This window comes from Bythopirellula superficialaquae (assembly GCF_059632245.1).
In genome coordinates, this window is the sequence record NZ_CP197426.1 from 1,247,756 (window position 1) to 1,261,577 (window position 13,822).

The 13,822-nt window shown below is 53.0% G+C and carries 11 protein-coding genes and 2 rRNA genes; 11 read left to right on the forward strand and 2 right to left on the reverse strand.

The window, feature by feature from the left end:
* Positions 1-121 precede the first annotated feature (121 nt).
* Positions 122-3,044, forward strand: a 23S ribosomal RNA gene (locus SH678x_RS05180).
* Positions 3,045-3,236: 192 nt separating this feature from the next.
* A 5S ribosomal RNA gene (gene rrf / locus SH678x_RS05185) occupies positions 3,237-3,347 on the forward strand.
* A 102-nt stretch (positions 3,348-3,449) separates the two neighbouring features.
* On the opposite strand, the gene SH678x_RS05190 is transcribed toward rrf, so the two are convergent.
* On the reverse strand, positions 3,450-4,640 hold the full coding sequence (locus SH678x_RS05190) for a hypothetical protein (protein ID WP_496921823.1): 1,191 nt from the start codon (positions 4,638-4,640) through the stop codon (positions 3,450-3,452).
* Positions 4,641-4,848: 208 nt separating this feature from the next.
* Here SH678x_RS05190 and SH678x_RS05195 point away from each other — a divergent pair, with 208 nt between their 5' ends.
* The 9 genes from SH678x_RS05195 (at position 4,849) to SH678x_RS05235 (ending at position 13,566) form a co-directional block, all read left to right on the forward strand.
* Entirely contained in the window at positions 4,849-5,898 is a 1,050-nt protein-coding gene (locus SH678x_RS05195; RefSeq protein ID WP_496921824.1) for a zinc-dependent alcohol dehydrogenase family protein, read from the forward strand.
* A gap of 528 nt (positions 5,899-6,426) precedes the next feature.
* Positions 6,427-7,610, forward strand: a protein-coding gene (locus SH678x_RS05200; RefSeq protein WP_496918735.1) for an IS3 family transposase whose coding sequence is annotated in 2 segments (ribosomal slippage) — positions 6,427-6,694 and positions 6,694-7,610 — 1,185 coding nt in all. Because the reading frame shifts where the segments join, the coding sequence is not laid out codon by codon here.
* Between the two features lie 34 nt (positions 7,611-7,644).
* Positions 7,645-8,319, forward strand: a complete 675-nt coding sequence (locus SH678x_RS05205; RefSeq protein WP_496921825.1) for a hypothetical protein — start codon at positions 7,645-7,647, stop codon at positions 8,317-8,319.
* A 189-nt stretch (positions 8,320-8,508) separates the two neighbouring features.
* On the forward strand, positions 8,509-9,249 hold the full coding sequence (locus SH678x_RS05210) for a hypothetical protein (RefSeq protein WP_496921826.1): 741 nt from the start codon (positions 8,509-8,511) through the stop codon (positions 9,247-9,249).
* Positions 9,250-9,415: 166 nt separating this feature from the next.
* On the forward strand, positions 9,416-9,901 hold the full coding sequence (locus SH678x_RS05215; protein ID WP_496921827.1) for an SET domain-containing protein: 486 nt from the start codon (positions 9,416-9,418) through the stop codon (positions 9,899-9,901).
* Positions 9,902-9,994: 93 nt separating this feature from the next.
* Positions 9,995-10,807 carry a hypothetical protein gene (locus SH678x_RS05220; protein ID WP_496921828.1) on the forward strand — a complete coding sequence of 271 codons (813 nt, stop codon included), beginning with the start codon at positions 9,995-9,997 and terminating at the stop codon, positions 10,805-10,807.
* Between the two features lie 185 nt (positions 10,808-10,992).
* On the forward strand, positions 10,993-12,273 hold the full coding sequence (locus SH678x_RS05225; protein ID WP_496921829.1) for an MgtC/SapB family protein: 1,281 nt from the start codon (positions 10,993-10,995) through the stop codon (positions 12,271-12,273).
* Positions 12,274-12,389: 116 nt separating this feature from the next.
* Complete coding sequence (locus SH678x_RS05230; protein WP_496921830.1) at positions 12,390-12,665, forward strand: hypothetical protein; 276 nt, start codon at positions 12,390-12,392, stop codon at positions 12,663-12,665.
* A 289-nt stretch (positions 12,666-12,954) separates the two neighbouring features.
* The gene (locus tag SH678x_RS05235) at positions 12,955-13,566 is read left to right on the forward strand and encodes an ATP-dependent zinc protease family protein (protein WP_496921831.1); all 612 of its coding nucleotides are present in this window, start codon (positions 12,955-12,957) and stop codon (positions 13,564-13,566) included.
* Positions 13,567-13,624: 58 nt separating this feature from the next.
* Here SH678x_RS05235 and SH678x_RS05240 read toward each other — a convergent pair whose 3' ends face one another.
* The gene (locus SH678x_RS05240) at positions 13,625-13,804 is read right to left on the reverse strand and encodes a hypothetical protein (RefSeq protein WP_496921832.1); all 180 of its coding nucleotides are present in this window, start codon (positions 13,802-13,804) and stop codon (positions 13,625-13,627) included.
* Positions 13,805-13,822: the final 18 nt, after the last annotated feature.

Sequence of the window (13,822 nt, forward strand, 5' to 3'; positions counted from 1 at the left end):
CACGGAGACTGTATGTCCGTGAAAAGTGTGATCTGGAAATAAATGTAGTTCAAATCGCAATTTATCTTGAGTTTCAGATTTTAAAGGCAAATGTCTTTGGATGAGAGCTTTGGATAAATGTGGTCAAGCTATTAAGAGCGTATGGGGGATGTCTTGGCATCAGAAGGCGATGAAGGGCGTGGAAGTCTGCGAAAAGCCCGGGGGAGTTGACAAACAAATGTTGATCCCGGGATTCCCGAATTAGCGTGTAGTGAATTCATAGCTATACGTGGCAAACGTGGGGAACTGAAACATCTAAGTACCCACAGGAGTAGAAAGAAAAATCGATTTCGTCAGTAGCGGCGAGCGAACGCGAAACAGCCCAAACCGCGAGGGTTTCCCTCGCGGGGTTGTAGGGCCTCTCAAATGGGAGTAAGAAAATTGCCGGCTAGTAGAATCTTCTGGAAAGAAGAACCGTAGAGGGTGACAGTCCCGTACACGAAAGCTAGCGATCTCCCGAGGGGTACCTGAGTAAATCGGATCACGTGAAACTCCGATTGAATCCACGGGGACCATCCCGTAAGGCTAAATACTCTCTGATGACCGATAGTGAACTCAGTATGGCGACTGAAAGATGAGAAGAACCCCTTTTAGGGGAGGAATGTGAACCTGAAACCATACGCTTACAAGCGGTCGGAGGACTATGCCCCGCAAGGGGAATGTCTGACGGCGTGCCTTTTGCATAATGATCCGGCGAGTTACCGTTTGCGGCTTGGTTAAGGCCTTCCGGGCCGAAGCCTCAGGGAAACCAAGTCTGAATAGGGCGACAATTGGTCGCGGGCGGTAGACGCGAACCCAGTGTGAACTACCCATGAGCAGGTTGAAGAGCGGGTCAAACCGCTTGGAGGACCGAACCCACTTGGGTTGAAAACCGAGGGGATGACTTGTGGGGAGGAGTGAAAGTCTAATCAAACCTGGAGATAGCTCGTTCTCTCCGAAATAGCTTTAGGGCTAGCCTTGAGCCACTACGCAGTGGGGGTAGAGATACTGATTTGGTTTGGGGCCCTTCCAAGGGTACCCTGCTGAACCAAACTCCGAATACCATTGCGATTATCTCAGGAGTCAGTCCGCGAGGGATAAGCTTCGCGGTCGAGAGGGAAACAACCCAGACTATCTGCTAAGGTCCCGAAGTAATACTCAGTCACTAAGGAAGTTGAATTGCAGTGACAGCCAGGATGTTGGCTTAGAAGCAGCCACCATTTAAAAAGTGCGTAACAGCTTACTGGTCGAGCAATTCTGCGCCGATAATGAACGGGAGTAAGTATTACACCGAAGCAGTAGAATCACGCAAGTGATTGGTAGGAGAGCGCTGTAGATCAGATACAAGCGGTACCGTAAGGAGCCGTGTCGGGGTCTACAGGTGCTTATGCCGGAATGAGTAACGATAAGGCAGGTGAGAATCCTGCCCGCCGAAAGCCTAAGGTTTCCTGGGGAAGGTAATTCCGCCCAGGGTTAGCCGGTTCCTAAGTCGAGGCCGAAGGGCGTAGACGATGGACAGCAGGTCAATATTCCTGCGCTACTAATGTGGACCGATGGAGGGACGGCATCCGAAGAGTGAGCGGTACGAATAGAAACGTCCGTGGACCCTTGCAAGGTGGTGGGATTGGTAAATCCGCCCACATAATCCAAGCGGGGGGACCGAGTGCATTTATGTTCACGAAGTCATTGGAAGGATGTCCAAGAAAAGCTTCTCAGGGTTGAAGCATTAGTAACCGTACTAAAACTGACACAGGTAGGCGAGACGAGTAGTCTAAGGCGCTCGGGAGAACACTGGTTAAGGAACTCTGCAAAATGACCCCGTAAGTTCGCGATAAGGGGTGCCCTCGGTGGTGCAAGCTGCTGGGGGCCACAGTAAATCGATTTCAGCGACTGTTTATCAAAAACACAGGTCTCTGCTAACACGCAAGTGGATGTATAGAGACTGACGCCTGCCCGGTGTTGGTAGGTTAAGGTAGAGGGTTAGTCCGCTTCGGCGGATGAAGCTCACGACCGAAGCCCCAATAAACGGCGGCCGTAACTATGACGGTCCTAAGGTAGCGAAGTTCCTTGTCGGGTAAGTTCCGACGTGCATGAAAGGCGTAACGACTGAAATACTGTCTCAACCAGTGACCCGGTGAAATTGTAGTCGTGGTGAAGATGCCACGTCCCCGCAGCTAGACGGAAAGACCCCGTGAACCTTTACTGTAGGCTGATATTGGGCTCGTGTATATACTGTGTAGGATAGGTGGGAGACTTTGATCCTTGGCCGCCAGGTCAGGGGGAGTCATTGGTGAAATACCACCCTTTGTATGCATAAGTTCTAACGTTGATTCCCGTGAATCCGGGCAACGGACAGTGTCAGTTGGGCAGTTTGACTGGGGCGGTCTCCTCCCAAAGAGTAACGGAGGAGCCCAATTGGTACTCTCAGCCTGGTTGGCAATCAGGCATCGAGCGCAAAGGTAGAAGAGTGCTAAACTGCGAGACCCATAAGTCGAGCAGGTACGAAAGTAGGGCTTAGTGATCCGGTGGTCCCGCATGGAAGGGCCATCGCTCAACAGATAAAAGGTACTCCGGGGATAACAGGCTTATCGCTCCCGAGCGTCCATAGCGGCGGAGCGGTTTGGCACCTCGATGTCGGCTCATCACATCCTGGGGGTGGAGAAGCTCCCAAGGGTTTGGCTGTTCGCCAATGAAAGTGGTACGTGAGCTGGGTTCAGACCGTCGAGAGACAGGTCGGTCCCTATCTACTGTGGGCGTACGAAACTTGAGGAGGTTCTTCTTTAGTACGAGAGGATTTAGAAGGACGACCCTCTGGTGTTCCTGTTGTCGCGCTAGCGGCACGGCAGGGTAGCTAAGGTCGGAACGGATAAACGCTGAAAGCATATAAGCGTGAAGCCCGCTCCAAGATCAGGTTTCGTTGGCTAATAGCCGAGAGTCCCCTGAAAGACGATCAGGTTGATAGGTCGGATGTGTAAGTGCAGTAATGCATTCAGCTAACCGATACTAATGGACGAACGCTTGGCCGCATTTATTCAACGCTCTCAGAGAATCCATCTGAGGACAAAGGTAAATTGCGGACTTGGGTTACAAACGCGAAGCTTCAGGTTTTATATAAACTTGTGCTTCAAAAACTGGAATCTGCAATTCCGCAATTTCAACCGCTCTTACGATTCAACACCAAATTCAAGGGTGTGGTGCTTACCAGTGCCACATTCTTCTTTGGCGACCATACCGCCTGGTGGATACACCTGTTCCCATTCCGAACACAGTAGTTAAGCACCTCGGGCCGATGATAGTGAGTGTACTCGCGAAAGTAGGTATCGCCAATTTATAGACCCTCTGTCGGGACATCCCGGCAGAGGGTTTTTTTGTTTGGGTTGAGAAGTAAGGCCAACGTTAAGCAGCAGATTTAGCAGCGCACCGATTTGAAGTTATTGCGGTGGCACGAGGCCGAAATCACTCCAATTCAGCAGCCGGTTGTTGTCACTTCTAATTTCTGGAGGTGTGGAAAATGTTTTCCAGTCCATCGACCATAGTGCCTTTGCTAAGCCAAGTTGATTAAGACCTATTAGCTCGTCGCCAAATTCACGAACGAATAACTTTTGAAGCATGTTTTGCAAGCGTCTAACATCTTGGGGGGTGCCTTTGTGAATTTGTTGCAAGCAATTAGTCAACGAGCTACAGAGATAGTATTCTTTTGTGAATGCATTTGTCTCAGCATCTCCGTCTAACCTTTCGATAAGTTGCGGTAAAAAAATATAGTGCTCCAAGTAATCGACAATGGAAGGTACGGCGGCCTCGCCAATTCTCACGATTTCCTCCTGAATGTCAGACCTCGATTTCCGCCAGTTTTTCAAATCGCACACCGCTTGTGATTCATTCTCGAGAATCCAGTCTGAAATTACTCTCAACCAAAAATTAACTCGGTGTTGTATGTCCGTGGAGTTCATTTGTTCGACAAGCTCATCGTACAACTTGCCACCAGGAAAGAGCTGGTCGAATAACAACTTCGGAACAGTGTGAAGCATAAGCTCTTTTTCTTTCTCTTGATCTTCAAGGTAGCAACTCACGTAAGCCGTGAAGTCATGAGTGACGTCGAGTTGCTTTAAAGTACTTGAGAGTCCACGCACTGCATTGACAATAGCCAAAGTAGCTTCGTTCTCAAGGATTTTGATGTGGTCTCCCTGCGCGAAAAGCTCCTTAACCCACTCTGCCATATCTCCATTTTGATAAGCCTCGTCTTGGGATGCCCTGGCTTGTAGTGTTGAGTCCGACCGATATCTTTCGACATGCTGACTGTGCATTTGAAGTAATTGCGAAGTATGTTCTGAAAATTGGACAAAATCGAAGTAGCGAAACTCGTCTGTGTTATACTTGTCACCTCGAAAATCGAATTCGTACTCATTTGATGCCAAAAGGCCGCGATTCTCTTTTTTCGCTTTAAGAGAATGAAAGGCTTCCAGCGTATTCATATGTGCTGAAAGCGTAGCATAGACTGGATCGTACTGAATTACGAAAGAATAAATATCCTTCAATGCTTCTGCTGTTAATACTTCGTGAAGTCTTCTTTGGCAGTCGGTTATGATAACGTCTGTAAGTAATTGATAGTCACGTGTCTTCATGTTTTCGACCTATCTCACGAGACAGCAATCCTGCAAAGGATAATATTGACAAAAGTTTGAACGTCACAAAGTAGATATCGCCGATGCATAAAATTCAGACGATAGCACTGGCACGGTTCTTCTTTTCATTCCACTTTTCTTTAATCAGTATCTCGCAAACAATTGCGATTGACAACATTTCGATTCGAACAGTGACGCTAGTTTGTCCATGAAAACCCTCTACTACGAACAATTCGCCGGACCACTCAAACTCGGTCATTTGCCCGAGCCCGTTCCCGCGGACGATGGCGTCGTCATTGATGTCCGCGCGTGTGGCGTTTGTCGGAGTGATTGGCATGGTTGGCAGGGACATGATCCTGATATCAAGTCGCTGCCGCATGTGCCGGGACATGAATTCGCGGGCATCGTTGCCGAGGTGGGCAACTCGGTTCGGCATTGGCAAGTTGGCGATCGTGTGACGATTCCGTTTGTGGCCGGCTGTGGGCATTGTCCTGAATGTGAGTCCGGGAATCAACAGGTTTGCGACAATCAGTTTCAGCCGGGCTTCACCGCTTGGGGAGCCTTTGCCGAGCGCGTGGCAGTTCGCTATGCGGATGGCAATCTCGTGCGACTCCCCGAGGAACTCGATTTTGTCTCGGCCGCGAGTTTGGGTTGCCGGGTGAGCACGGCTTATCGAGCCGTCGTGTTGCAAGGCAAATTGCAGCCGGAGCAATGGGTGGCGGTGCATGGTTGTGGAGGGTTGGGCCTGTCAGCAGTGATGATCGCGGTCGCACTGGGTGCCCAAGTGATTGGCATCGATATTCACCCCAGTGCCCTCGAGTTAGCGAAATCCTTGGGGGCAACGGCCGTGATCGATGCGTCAAAAGTTGACGACGTTCCCCAAGCGATCTACGAGCTGACGGGACGGGGTGCCGATCTTTCGCTGGATACCCTGGGGAGCCGAATCACCTGTACGAATTCGATCCGATGTTTACGCAAGCGCGGCCGGCACGTGCAAGTGGGACTACTGGTGGGCGACGATGCCTCGCCGCGCGTGCCGTTGGAACTGGCATTGTCGCGTGAGCTGGAAATCGTCGGCAGCCACGGTTTGCAGGCGTCGTACTATCCGGAATTGTTTCGGCTGATCACAGTTGGAAAGCTCGACCCCGCGCGGCTGATTCGCCGCACGGTCTCACTGGCAGAAATTCCCACCGTGCTCGCCGAAATGAGCACTTTCACTGGCGTCGGTATGGCCATTGTTGATCGTTTCGACAAATGACGGTAGCCGATTCGTCGCGTTTGATCATCGATGTTTCCTCTCATTATCGAGGATCACGCATGCTACTAGTCATTAGTTGCCACAGCCCATTGAAGCAATGTGACAATATCATGGCCATTTGCAATCTCATCATTCATAGGCGTGATTCCATAATTTAAGCCTCTCTGCGTGGGTAAAACTTCCCATTTTGTAGCCGACTGCCATGTCAGTATGCCCTATGCGGCACACATCGTAATGCTTATCGTGGCCAAGACTTACGCTGATTTGACCTTCTTTGGTGCGAATCTGCATGAGATTGATGGCCTCTTCGACTCGAAAGTTTCGCAGATTTTACTCGTACTTTTTACGGGGATTGGTATCCTAATAGTCGGCAGTTTACGTTAATCGAAACGTCTGTATGGCAAAACTAGTCTGCCGCTTTTCAATTTCTCTTCAATGATTGTCGGAGGGTCTTGACCTGCCCCCTTCACCCGAGACCACACCTGAAGCGAGAATTTGGTGGTGGTTGTAAGCGAAGGAGGATCATCGATGGCACGAGGAAACAAGTTCACAGCGGAGCAGATCATCACGAAGCTGCGTGAGGCAGAGGTCCTATTGGCTCAGGGTCAGAAGGTCCCTGAACTTTGCCGGCGGTTAGGAATTTCCGATAAGACCTATTACCGTTGGAAGAAGGAGTACGGTGGTCTGCGGATGGACCAGGCGAAGCGTCTGAAGGATTTGGAGAAAGAGAACGCTCGTCTGAAGCGTCTGTTGGCGGACGCGGAGCTGGATAAAGCGATTCTGCGGGAGGCCGCCTCGGGAAACTTCTGAGCCCGGCGAAGCGGCGACGCGCGGTGGCGTATGTGCGTGATGCACTGGGCCGCCAGTGCGTGACCGAGCGTCGGGCATGTCGCGTGTTAGGGCAGGTTCGAAGTACGCAACGACGCTGTCGCTATGCGGCGAGCGACGAGCCGCGTCTTATGAAGCGGATTGTGGAGTTGGCCACCGAGTATGGGCGATACGGCTATCGCCGGGTGACGGCCTTATTGCGTGAGGAAGGATGGCGAGTGAACCACAAGCGGGTCGAGCGGCTGTGGCGTCAAGAGGGGCTGAAAGTCCCTCAGAAACAGCCCAAGCGGAAGCGTCTGTGGCTGGCTGATGGATCGTGCATCAGGCTTCGGCCGGCCTACCAGAATCACGTCTGGAGCTACGACTTCGTGGCGGATCGGACGAGCGATGGCCGAGCCATTCGGATGCTGACCCTGATCGACGAGCACACCCGTGAGTGCCTGGCGATCGACGTGGCGAGAAGCCTCAAGAGCGAGGACGTGCTGGAGCGACTGAGCGACCTGTTTGTGCGTCGTGGGGTGCCGGCCTACCTCCGCAGTGACAACGGTTCGGAGTTCACCGCGACGAAGGTTCGAGAGTGGCTCTCTCGCGTCGGCGTGAAGACGCTCTTTATCGAGCCAGGCAGTCCTTGGGAGAATGGTTACATCGAAAGCTTCAACGGCAAGCTGCGTGACGAACTGTTGAACCGCGAAGTCTTCGACACACTGTTGGAAGCGAAGGTGCTGATCGAGCGCTGGCGACACGTGTACAACACCGTGCGGCCACACAGCTCGCTCGGCTACCGCCCACCCGCACCCGAGGCGATCGAGCCTGCTTCGTTCGCTTCGGCTACGCCTCAGCGAACGAAGCAGGCTGGCGTTGGAACAGGTCCAACACTAACTTAAGAATTGGTTCCATTCTTGGGGGCAGGTCAGTCTAATGCAACGAGTCACTTCTTTGATAGCCATAGCGGCACTTCTTTTCTGCTCAGTCCAAGCATCAGCGCAAACAGCTGTTTTCGACTTCGAAGATGGAACCGATCAAGGTTTCGGCACAGGCTTTGGGAATGATGGTTCGGCCTCTTTTCCAATCGTCAATATTGGCGGCAGCTTACGCATGGAAGTAACAGACAACGCCTCGTTCCAGCAGGCGGGGCGCGAAACGAGCAATCCAGCCGATCCGTGGTATGTGGCGCTGCAGGCGGCTGCCGCCAACGAATCACTCGCTACGTTCAGCTACGATTGGTACATCGACACCTCGCTGGCTCCCGGCACCAACGGCACATTCCTGCAACTCGGCTCCTATATCAATTCGGGCAGTGGTTACTATGCTCAGAACTTTCCGGGTGCCGGAAAGGAAGTTGAACTGGATGGCACACAACTCGCCAGCGGTCAGGTTTTCTCCGGTACCGTCTCATTTACCTTCGCCTCAGTGGGATATGACATTCCGGCCGCGGACACCTTCTTCCGGCCTGGGGTCATCTCCAATGGGGATGGCACCGGAGTGAAGATTTACTACGACAACATCCGGATTTCTGTTGTTCCGGAGCCGGTTTCTCTGGCCCTGTTGGCTCTGTCAGTGCCAGCGTTGTTGGTCCGTCGACGTGGATCGTGAAACGATTCCTTTGAAGGATTCGTAAAATCATTCTTTGCCTCCTGTCGGGACACCCCGGCAGGAGGTTTTTTTGTTTAAGTCTGCAATGCCAGCACGATTCTTGATCTTCTCTGGCTTGAGCCAAATCGCTACGATTCCCCGCCGCGCGGTAACCTGATCTCTAACCCCCGACCCTCATCTCCTCCTACCATGGCCCTCAATCCGCTCGCTCCGATTACGGATTATCAGTCGACGTTGAACCGGCTTTTTTGGTTCACGACGGCGGCTGCGCTGGGGGCGGTGTGGCTGCTGCGGCACTATTTGCCAGCCGTTGAAGCGGCGTTGAGCCGGGTCGATTTTGAGTTGCAGACCGGAGCTGGGAAGTTGCTGCCAATGCCCGGCGGATATTTGATCCCCGCCGTGGCGGTGGGGTTGATGTCGCGGATCTTTCGCATTCACAGCCAGTTAGGTCATTGGCTGGGGATACGCGAGCGATTCGAGATCGACGTGATCCTCAAGGAACTCGCCGAGCGGGTGGGGGTCGACGTCGATTTGATCTCCGAAGAACAATGGGTGGAACAGCGTTACGATCTGATGCGGAACGGCTTCTATCATTTTGCCAACACACGTTCCCCGCAAATCGATGAGCATCTCATATTGCAAGCTCTCGATTTGTGGTCTTGGTTTTGGATCGTATTGGAAGCGGCATTCGTCTTTGTTGTAACAGGCTTGGTGCTCGTTGCCCTGCAAATTCACGAACCGGGCTTGATGACGTTTGGCGGCGCGCTGGTGCTGGCCGTGATCGGCCTGCCGGCGATACGTTTTCAATGCAAGATTTACGCGATCGCGCAAGTCCGCGCGATCTTGGCCGATCCCGTGCGCGAAGCCATGGTTCGCGAAGTCTTTGCTTCTCTGGGTGCCAAGACAGTTCCTCGCCGCCGCGCCGCCTGAACGATTCTTTATTTGTTCAACTTTGGTTGACGCGGCCTTCATGAAATTTTCATGCTTGGCTCATTCCCCAAGCGGCGGCGATTTTGTAAATTAACGTCAGCCAAGCAAGAGGCGGTTTGGCAGGGTTTATTTGGTAAGCGTCAGCAGGGAAGCGGGAAGAAACGTCGTGAGCGTAACGAAGCAGAGAAAAGACTCTTTATTTGTCGGCAAACTGGATTCAATCGGCGTGGCCAAATGTGCTGTGGGCCGCTGCGTGGTCGCCACCAAGACCGTTCGTGCCAAAGCGCCCGTGGGTCGCGTGACCGGCAAAGTCATACAGGATGCCGAGTATGGCTCGTCCTATTGCATGGACTTGAGCGACGGTACGACGCTCGAACCAGCCGCACCGTTTCGCTTTCTGAATCATGCCTGCGAGCCTAACTGCGAGTTGGTGCTCTGGAAAGTTCCCAAGACAGGGAAAAAGTATTCCCTGGAGATTTGGGTACATACACTTAGAAGAATCAACGAAGGTGAAGAGCTCACCATCGACTATGGTTGGACCGCAGACATGGCCATTCCGTGTCAGTGCGATTCTCCCAACTGCCGCGAATGGGTAGTCGCTGAGGAAGAACTGCATCTGATTAAGAAACGTCGCCGCAGGACGCCGAAATAGTTTCGTTGCGGCTAATTGCATTCTGCTCGCGCGGACTTCATAATTGCGACAGGTCGTCTTTTCATTTCACCGTCGACTTATGGGGAGCATGCCATGCGCCAGCGTAGCGGGGCCATCAATCCGGCTCAACTCGTAATCTTTGCGGGGATGGCGATTCTTTGCGTGGTCTTGCTCGCCAACGCCTACAAGTTTTTTGTGCCGTCGGCTTACACAATCGACAAGACCGACGTTGTTGAAGCGCTAGAAGTGATGAAGGGTGTATCGCCGCTGCGTAAGAATGGCGTGCCGCTCGCGCAAGCGGAGTCGCTACGTGGTGGCGGCAGCTCGCGGTTGGTCGTGACTCACCCCGCGTTGGATGGCGCCTTTGAACTTGCCACGGGGAAAGTGAGCCATGGTTTTGTCGCCGGCAAATTGCCGCTCGATAAGATGCTGCATTTGGCCGTTAATGCGAACGAGATCGTTGTTACATGCGATGGGCAACCCGTGCAGGCCGTGCTGCTTGTCCCGCGGACGGAAACTAATCCGCTACGGGTCGATGCCGTTTCGCCCGATCCCGAAGTCGACATTGTTTCCACGTTGTTTACGAATCAAACATTGCTGCCCGCTCCCGCGGGAAAGACAACTCCCGGCAAGTTCGTGAGCAACAACGGCATGTCGGTCGACACGGGCTTGGATATGGGAAAGACCGGGGCGGTGAGCTTGGGCGAAGCCTTGGAACTCGCGTTCACGATTGATCCGCTTTCGAACGCGTGGGTGGAAATGCCGCGAACCGTGCGGTTGCAGCATACCGCCGTCGGTTCCGAAGATCTTCACTTAGGGATTCTGATCCCACGCAATACGCCTGGGGCGGGTCCCTATAAAGTGACGATGTTCGGCGAAGAAGTGGCGTCGATTCCGCGGAAGTAGCAGATATTTAATACCCGACTACCATTCACAATTTACTTATGAGCAAAGGTAAATTTGCCTTATCAGGCCGCAAATATCGACTCGAAGGGGATTGCTCTGCGGCACGCCGATTGCCCGGTGATTAGACTAGAAGTGGTACAATTGAGTGACCTTGCTTGTAGTCAAATTGCGCAAGATTCGGCGATATGGATTCAAACGTATTTATCGAACTTGGCGTTGCTCTCGGCCTTGGTCTATTGGTCGGGATGCAGCGCGAATGGAAAGATTCCGGTGTCGCGGGAGTTCGTACATTTACGCTCATCACCCTGCTGGGTGGTCTGCTGAGCAATCTCGATGAAGGTGTAGCCCCTTGGGCCATCGCGGCGGGGATGCTCGCCGTTGCCGCATTGTTGATACTCGCCAATCTGGCCAAGCTCAAGGGCGGCGAAACACATTTGGGCCTGACGACCGAAGCCGCCGCGCTATTGATGTATGGCGTCGGTGCAGCGGCTGGCCAAGGGTTGATCGTGCCAGCCGTCGTTGTCGGTGGGGCCACCGCGGTGTTGTTGCACTGGAAGCAGCCGATCCATTCGTTCATCGATTCGATGGGCGAGAACGATCTCAAAGGGGTCGTGCAGCTTGCTCTGATTGGACTCGTTATTCTGCCGATCCTGCCCGACGAAACTTATGGTCCTTATGATGTCCTGAATCCTTTTCGCATCTGGCGGATGGTGGTGCTGATCGTCGGGATCAGCATGTGTGCGTACGTCGTTCAACGGATGATGGGCGAGCGAATTGGCGCGATTCTGGGTGGCCTGTTGGGCGGATTGATTTCCAGCACCGCGACAACCGTCAGTTATGCACGCCGCCCGGCCAGTCAAAATGATACGGCGTGGCTGGGGGCACTCGTCATCATGTTGGCGAGCACCGTCGTCAATGCGCGAGCTTTGTTTGAAATTGGCGTCGTGGCCCCCCAACTTTTATCCCATGTGTTGCCGCCTCTGGCGATTTTGGCTCTAGCGATGAGCGTCATTTGTGGAGCCTTGTACTACTTCGCGCGAGGTCAAACGATCGAGGAATCAACCAACGAAAACCCAGCCCAATTGAAAGCGGCGATCGCCTTTGGGCTGCTCTATGCCGCGATTCTTTTTATCGTGGCCATGGTCCGCGACCAATTCGGTGACCGCGCGCTGTACGCTGTTGCCGTCGTTTCAGGTCTCACCGACATGGATGCGATCACGCTTTCCACGGCCGAAATGTATCGCGAAGATCGCATCGATGGCTCGACAAGCTGGCGAATTATTTTGATCGCGATGCTCGCCAATTTGGTTTTCAAGGCGGGCGCTGTGGCGATGCTTGGTTCGCGCAAGCTCACGTGGTTGATCGCCCTTGTTTTCGGCATCACGTTGGCCGCTGGAATCGCACTTCTATTTTTCTGGCCGGATTGGACCATCGATGGCTTGGGCAATACGCAGCCTGAAAGCTAATCGCTCCATTCCGTCATAACCGGCACATGCGATTCAAACCGATAGCGATTGGTTCGTGTTAATCTGCTGCTACGAGCTATTCTTGAGAAGTCGAAAATCACTTTAGAAAGCTCCATATGTCGCACGCACAAGATTGGAAAGCACTTTTTACTGATTGGCCCGCGGGGATTCCCAGTCGTGGGATCGTGACCAACTCATTGAACGAGCAAATGCCGTTCAAAGGTTTTATGGTCAAAGGTGACATGCTGTTCCTCGAGCGGACTAACCCCGATGCGATGGGGGGCCGGTTCATTTTCTTGAACTTTGGCGGTATCGACTCGGTGAAGCTCATCGATCCCGTCAAGGAATCCGACATAGCGGCCGCGGGTTTCACAGGTAAATTCGCGAAGTAAGGTTCTAGCTGATTTAGGTCCGTCGGCGTCCTGCTGGCGGCAACACAAATCGTCCTCGTCGTCCGCAATAAACTGCTAGCAGTCGAGACTCTCAGTCCTGGATGCTGGCAATTGGTTCAGTCAGGCTGATCCTGCGATAAAAATGTGTGATTTCAGCCGGAAATTAGCACAATCGAGTGCTTTTTCTACTGAATCGGCATTGCCAAGGTCCGCCAAATTGTTTTGAATCTGGGCCACGCTTTGACTTAACTTTCCATCAGGGAAGCTAGCCAGGGAAGGACCCCTTGCCATGGAACGGCCACAAAGAATGTTTGTTGGAATACTGCCTAAATTTTTCCGTCTGCTTGGTCAGTCGGCTCTGATTGGTGCTTGCTTGTGTACAAGCCTGACTTTTGCCCAGCAACAAGTTGCCTCACTCACGCCGCGGACAACGGAAAAGCGAGTCATTGGCCCCACGACGATCGTGGAAGAAGCCAATAGCGAGCTCGCCTTCAAAGCCCGCGTCGATACGGGGGCGACCACTACGTCGCTGCACGTGGAAGAGTGGGCCATCGAAAATGAGTCGAAGGTCATGGCCGAGAACATCGGCAAGAAGATTCGTTTCCGCATGAAGAACCATCGCGGTGAATCGCAATGGATGGAAACACAGATCGAAGAGATCGCGCTCGTGAAAACGGCCGCTCACCAGGAAGAGCGCTATAAGGTCCTGCTGACGATCTGCTGGAAAGACATGAAGAAGCAGGTGATGGTCACTCTGAATGACCGTTCCCACATGGAATATCCGATGCTTTTGGGCCGGAATTTTCTCGAAGGGGATTTCGTCGTCGACGTAGATCTCTATAAGAAGCCAAAGCCCGAAGTCGCTCCGATTGAAGAAGCTTCCGCTGCCGGGGATAAATAAATCCCCGGCGCAAGCCGCTTAGTCGCACAACGTCATGTTGTGGCACGTTGGCCAGCGACTACATTCCCGAACGCGGGTGGCTATTGCTGCGTTGGCCCATGTAAGTCGTGGGACGCGAAGCTTTGTGACTCTTGCGAGTAAAGCCTCTGCGCTTTTTCCATTTTCTGCGGCCTTGAGCGCCGTCGTCGGGTGTACGGCTTTCATCCGATTCCAACTCGGACCATTTCGCGCGATCCATGACACAACTCCCCTCAGC

Excerpts from the sequence above, each read along its gene's own strand:
- SH678x_RS05230 (WP_496921830.1), top strand. The coding sequence starts at position 12,390 with ATGTCGCACGCACAAGATTGGAAAGCACTTTTTACTGATTGGCCCGCG.
- SH678x_RS05225 (WP_496921829.1), top strand. The coding sequence starts at position 10,993 with ATGGATTCAAACGTATTTATCGAACTTGGCGTTGCTCTCGGCCTTGGT.
- SH678x_RS05195 (WP_496921824.1), top strand. The coding sequence starts at position 4,849 with ATGAAAACCCTCTACTACGAACAATTCGCCGGACCACTCAAACTCGGT.
- SH678x_RS05240 (WP_496921832.1), bottom strand. The coding sequence starts at position 13,804 with ATGGATCGCGCGAAATGGTCCGAGTTGGAATCGGATGAAAGCCGTACA.
- SH678x_RS05190 (WP_496921823.1), bottom strand. The coding sequence starts at position 4,640 with ATGAAGACACGTGACTATCAATTACTTACAGACGTTATCATAACCGAC.
- SH678x_RS05235 (WP_496921831.1), top strand. The coding sequence starts at position 12,955 with ATGGAACGGCCACAAAGAATGTTTGTTGGAATACTGCCTAAATTTTTC.
- SH678x_RS05220 (WP_496921828.1), top strand. The coding sequence starts at position 9,995 with ATGCGCCAGCGTAGCGGGGCCATCAATCCGGCTCAACTCGTAATCTTT.
- SH678x_RS05205 (WP_496921825.1), top strand. The coding sequence starts at position 7,645 with ATGCAACGAGTCACTTCTTTGATAGCCATAGCGGCACTTCTTTTCTGC.
- SH678x_RS05210 (WP_496921826.1), top strand. The coding sequence starts at position 8,509 with ATGGCCCTCAATCCGCTCGCTCCGATTACGGATTATCAGTCGACGTTG.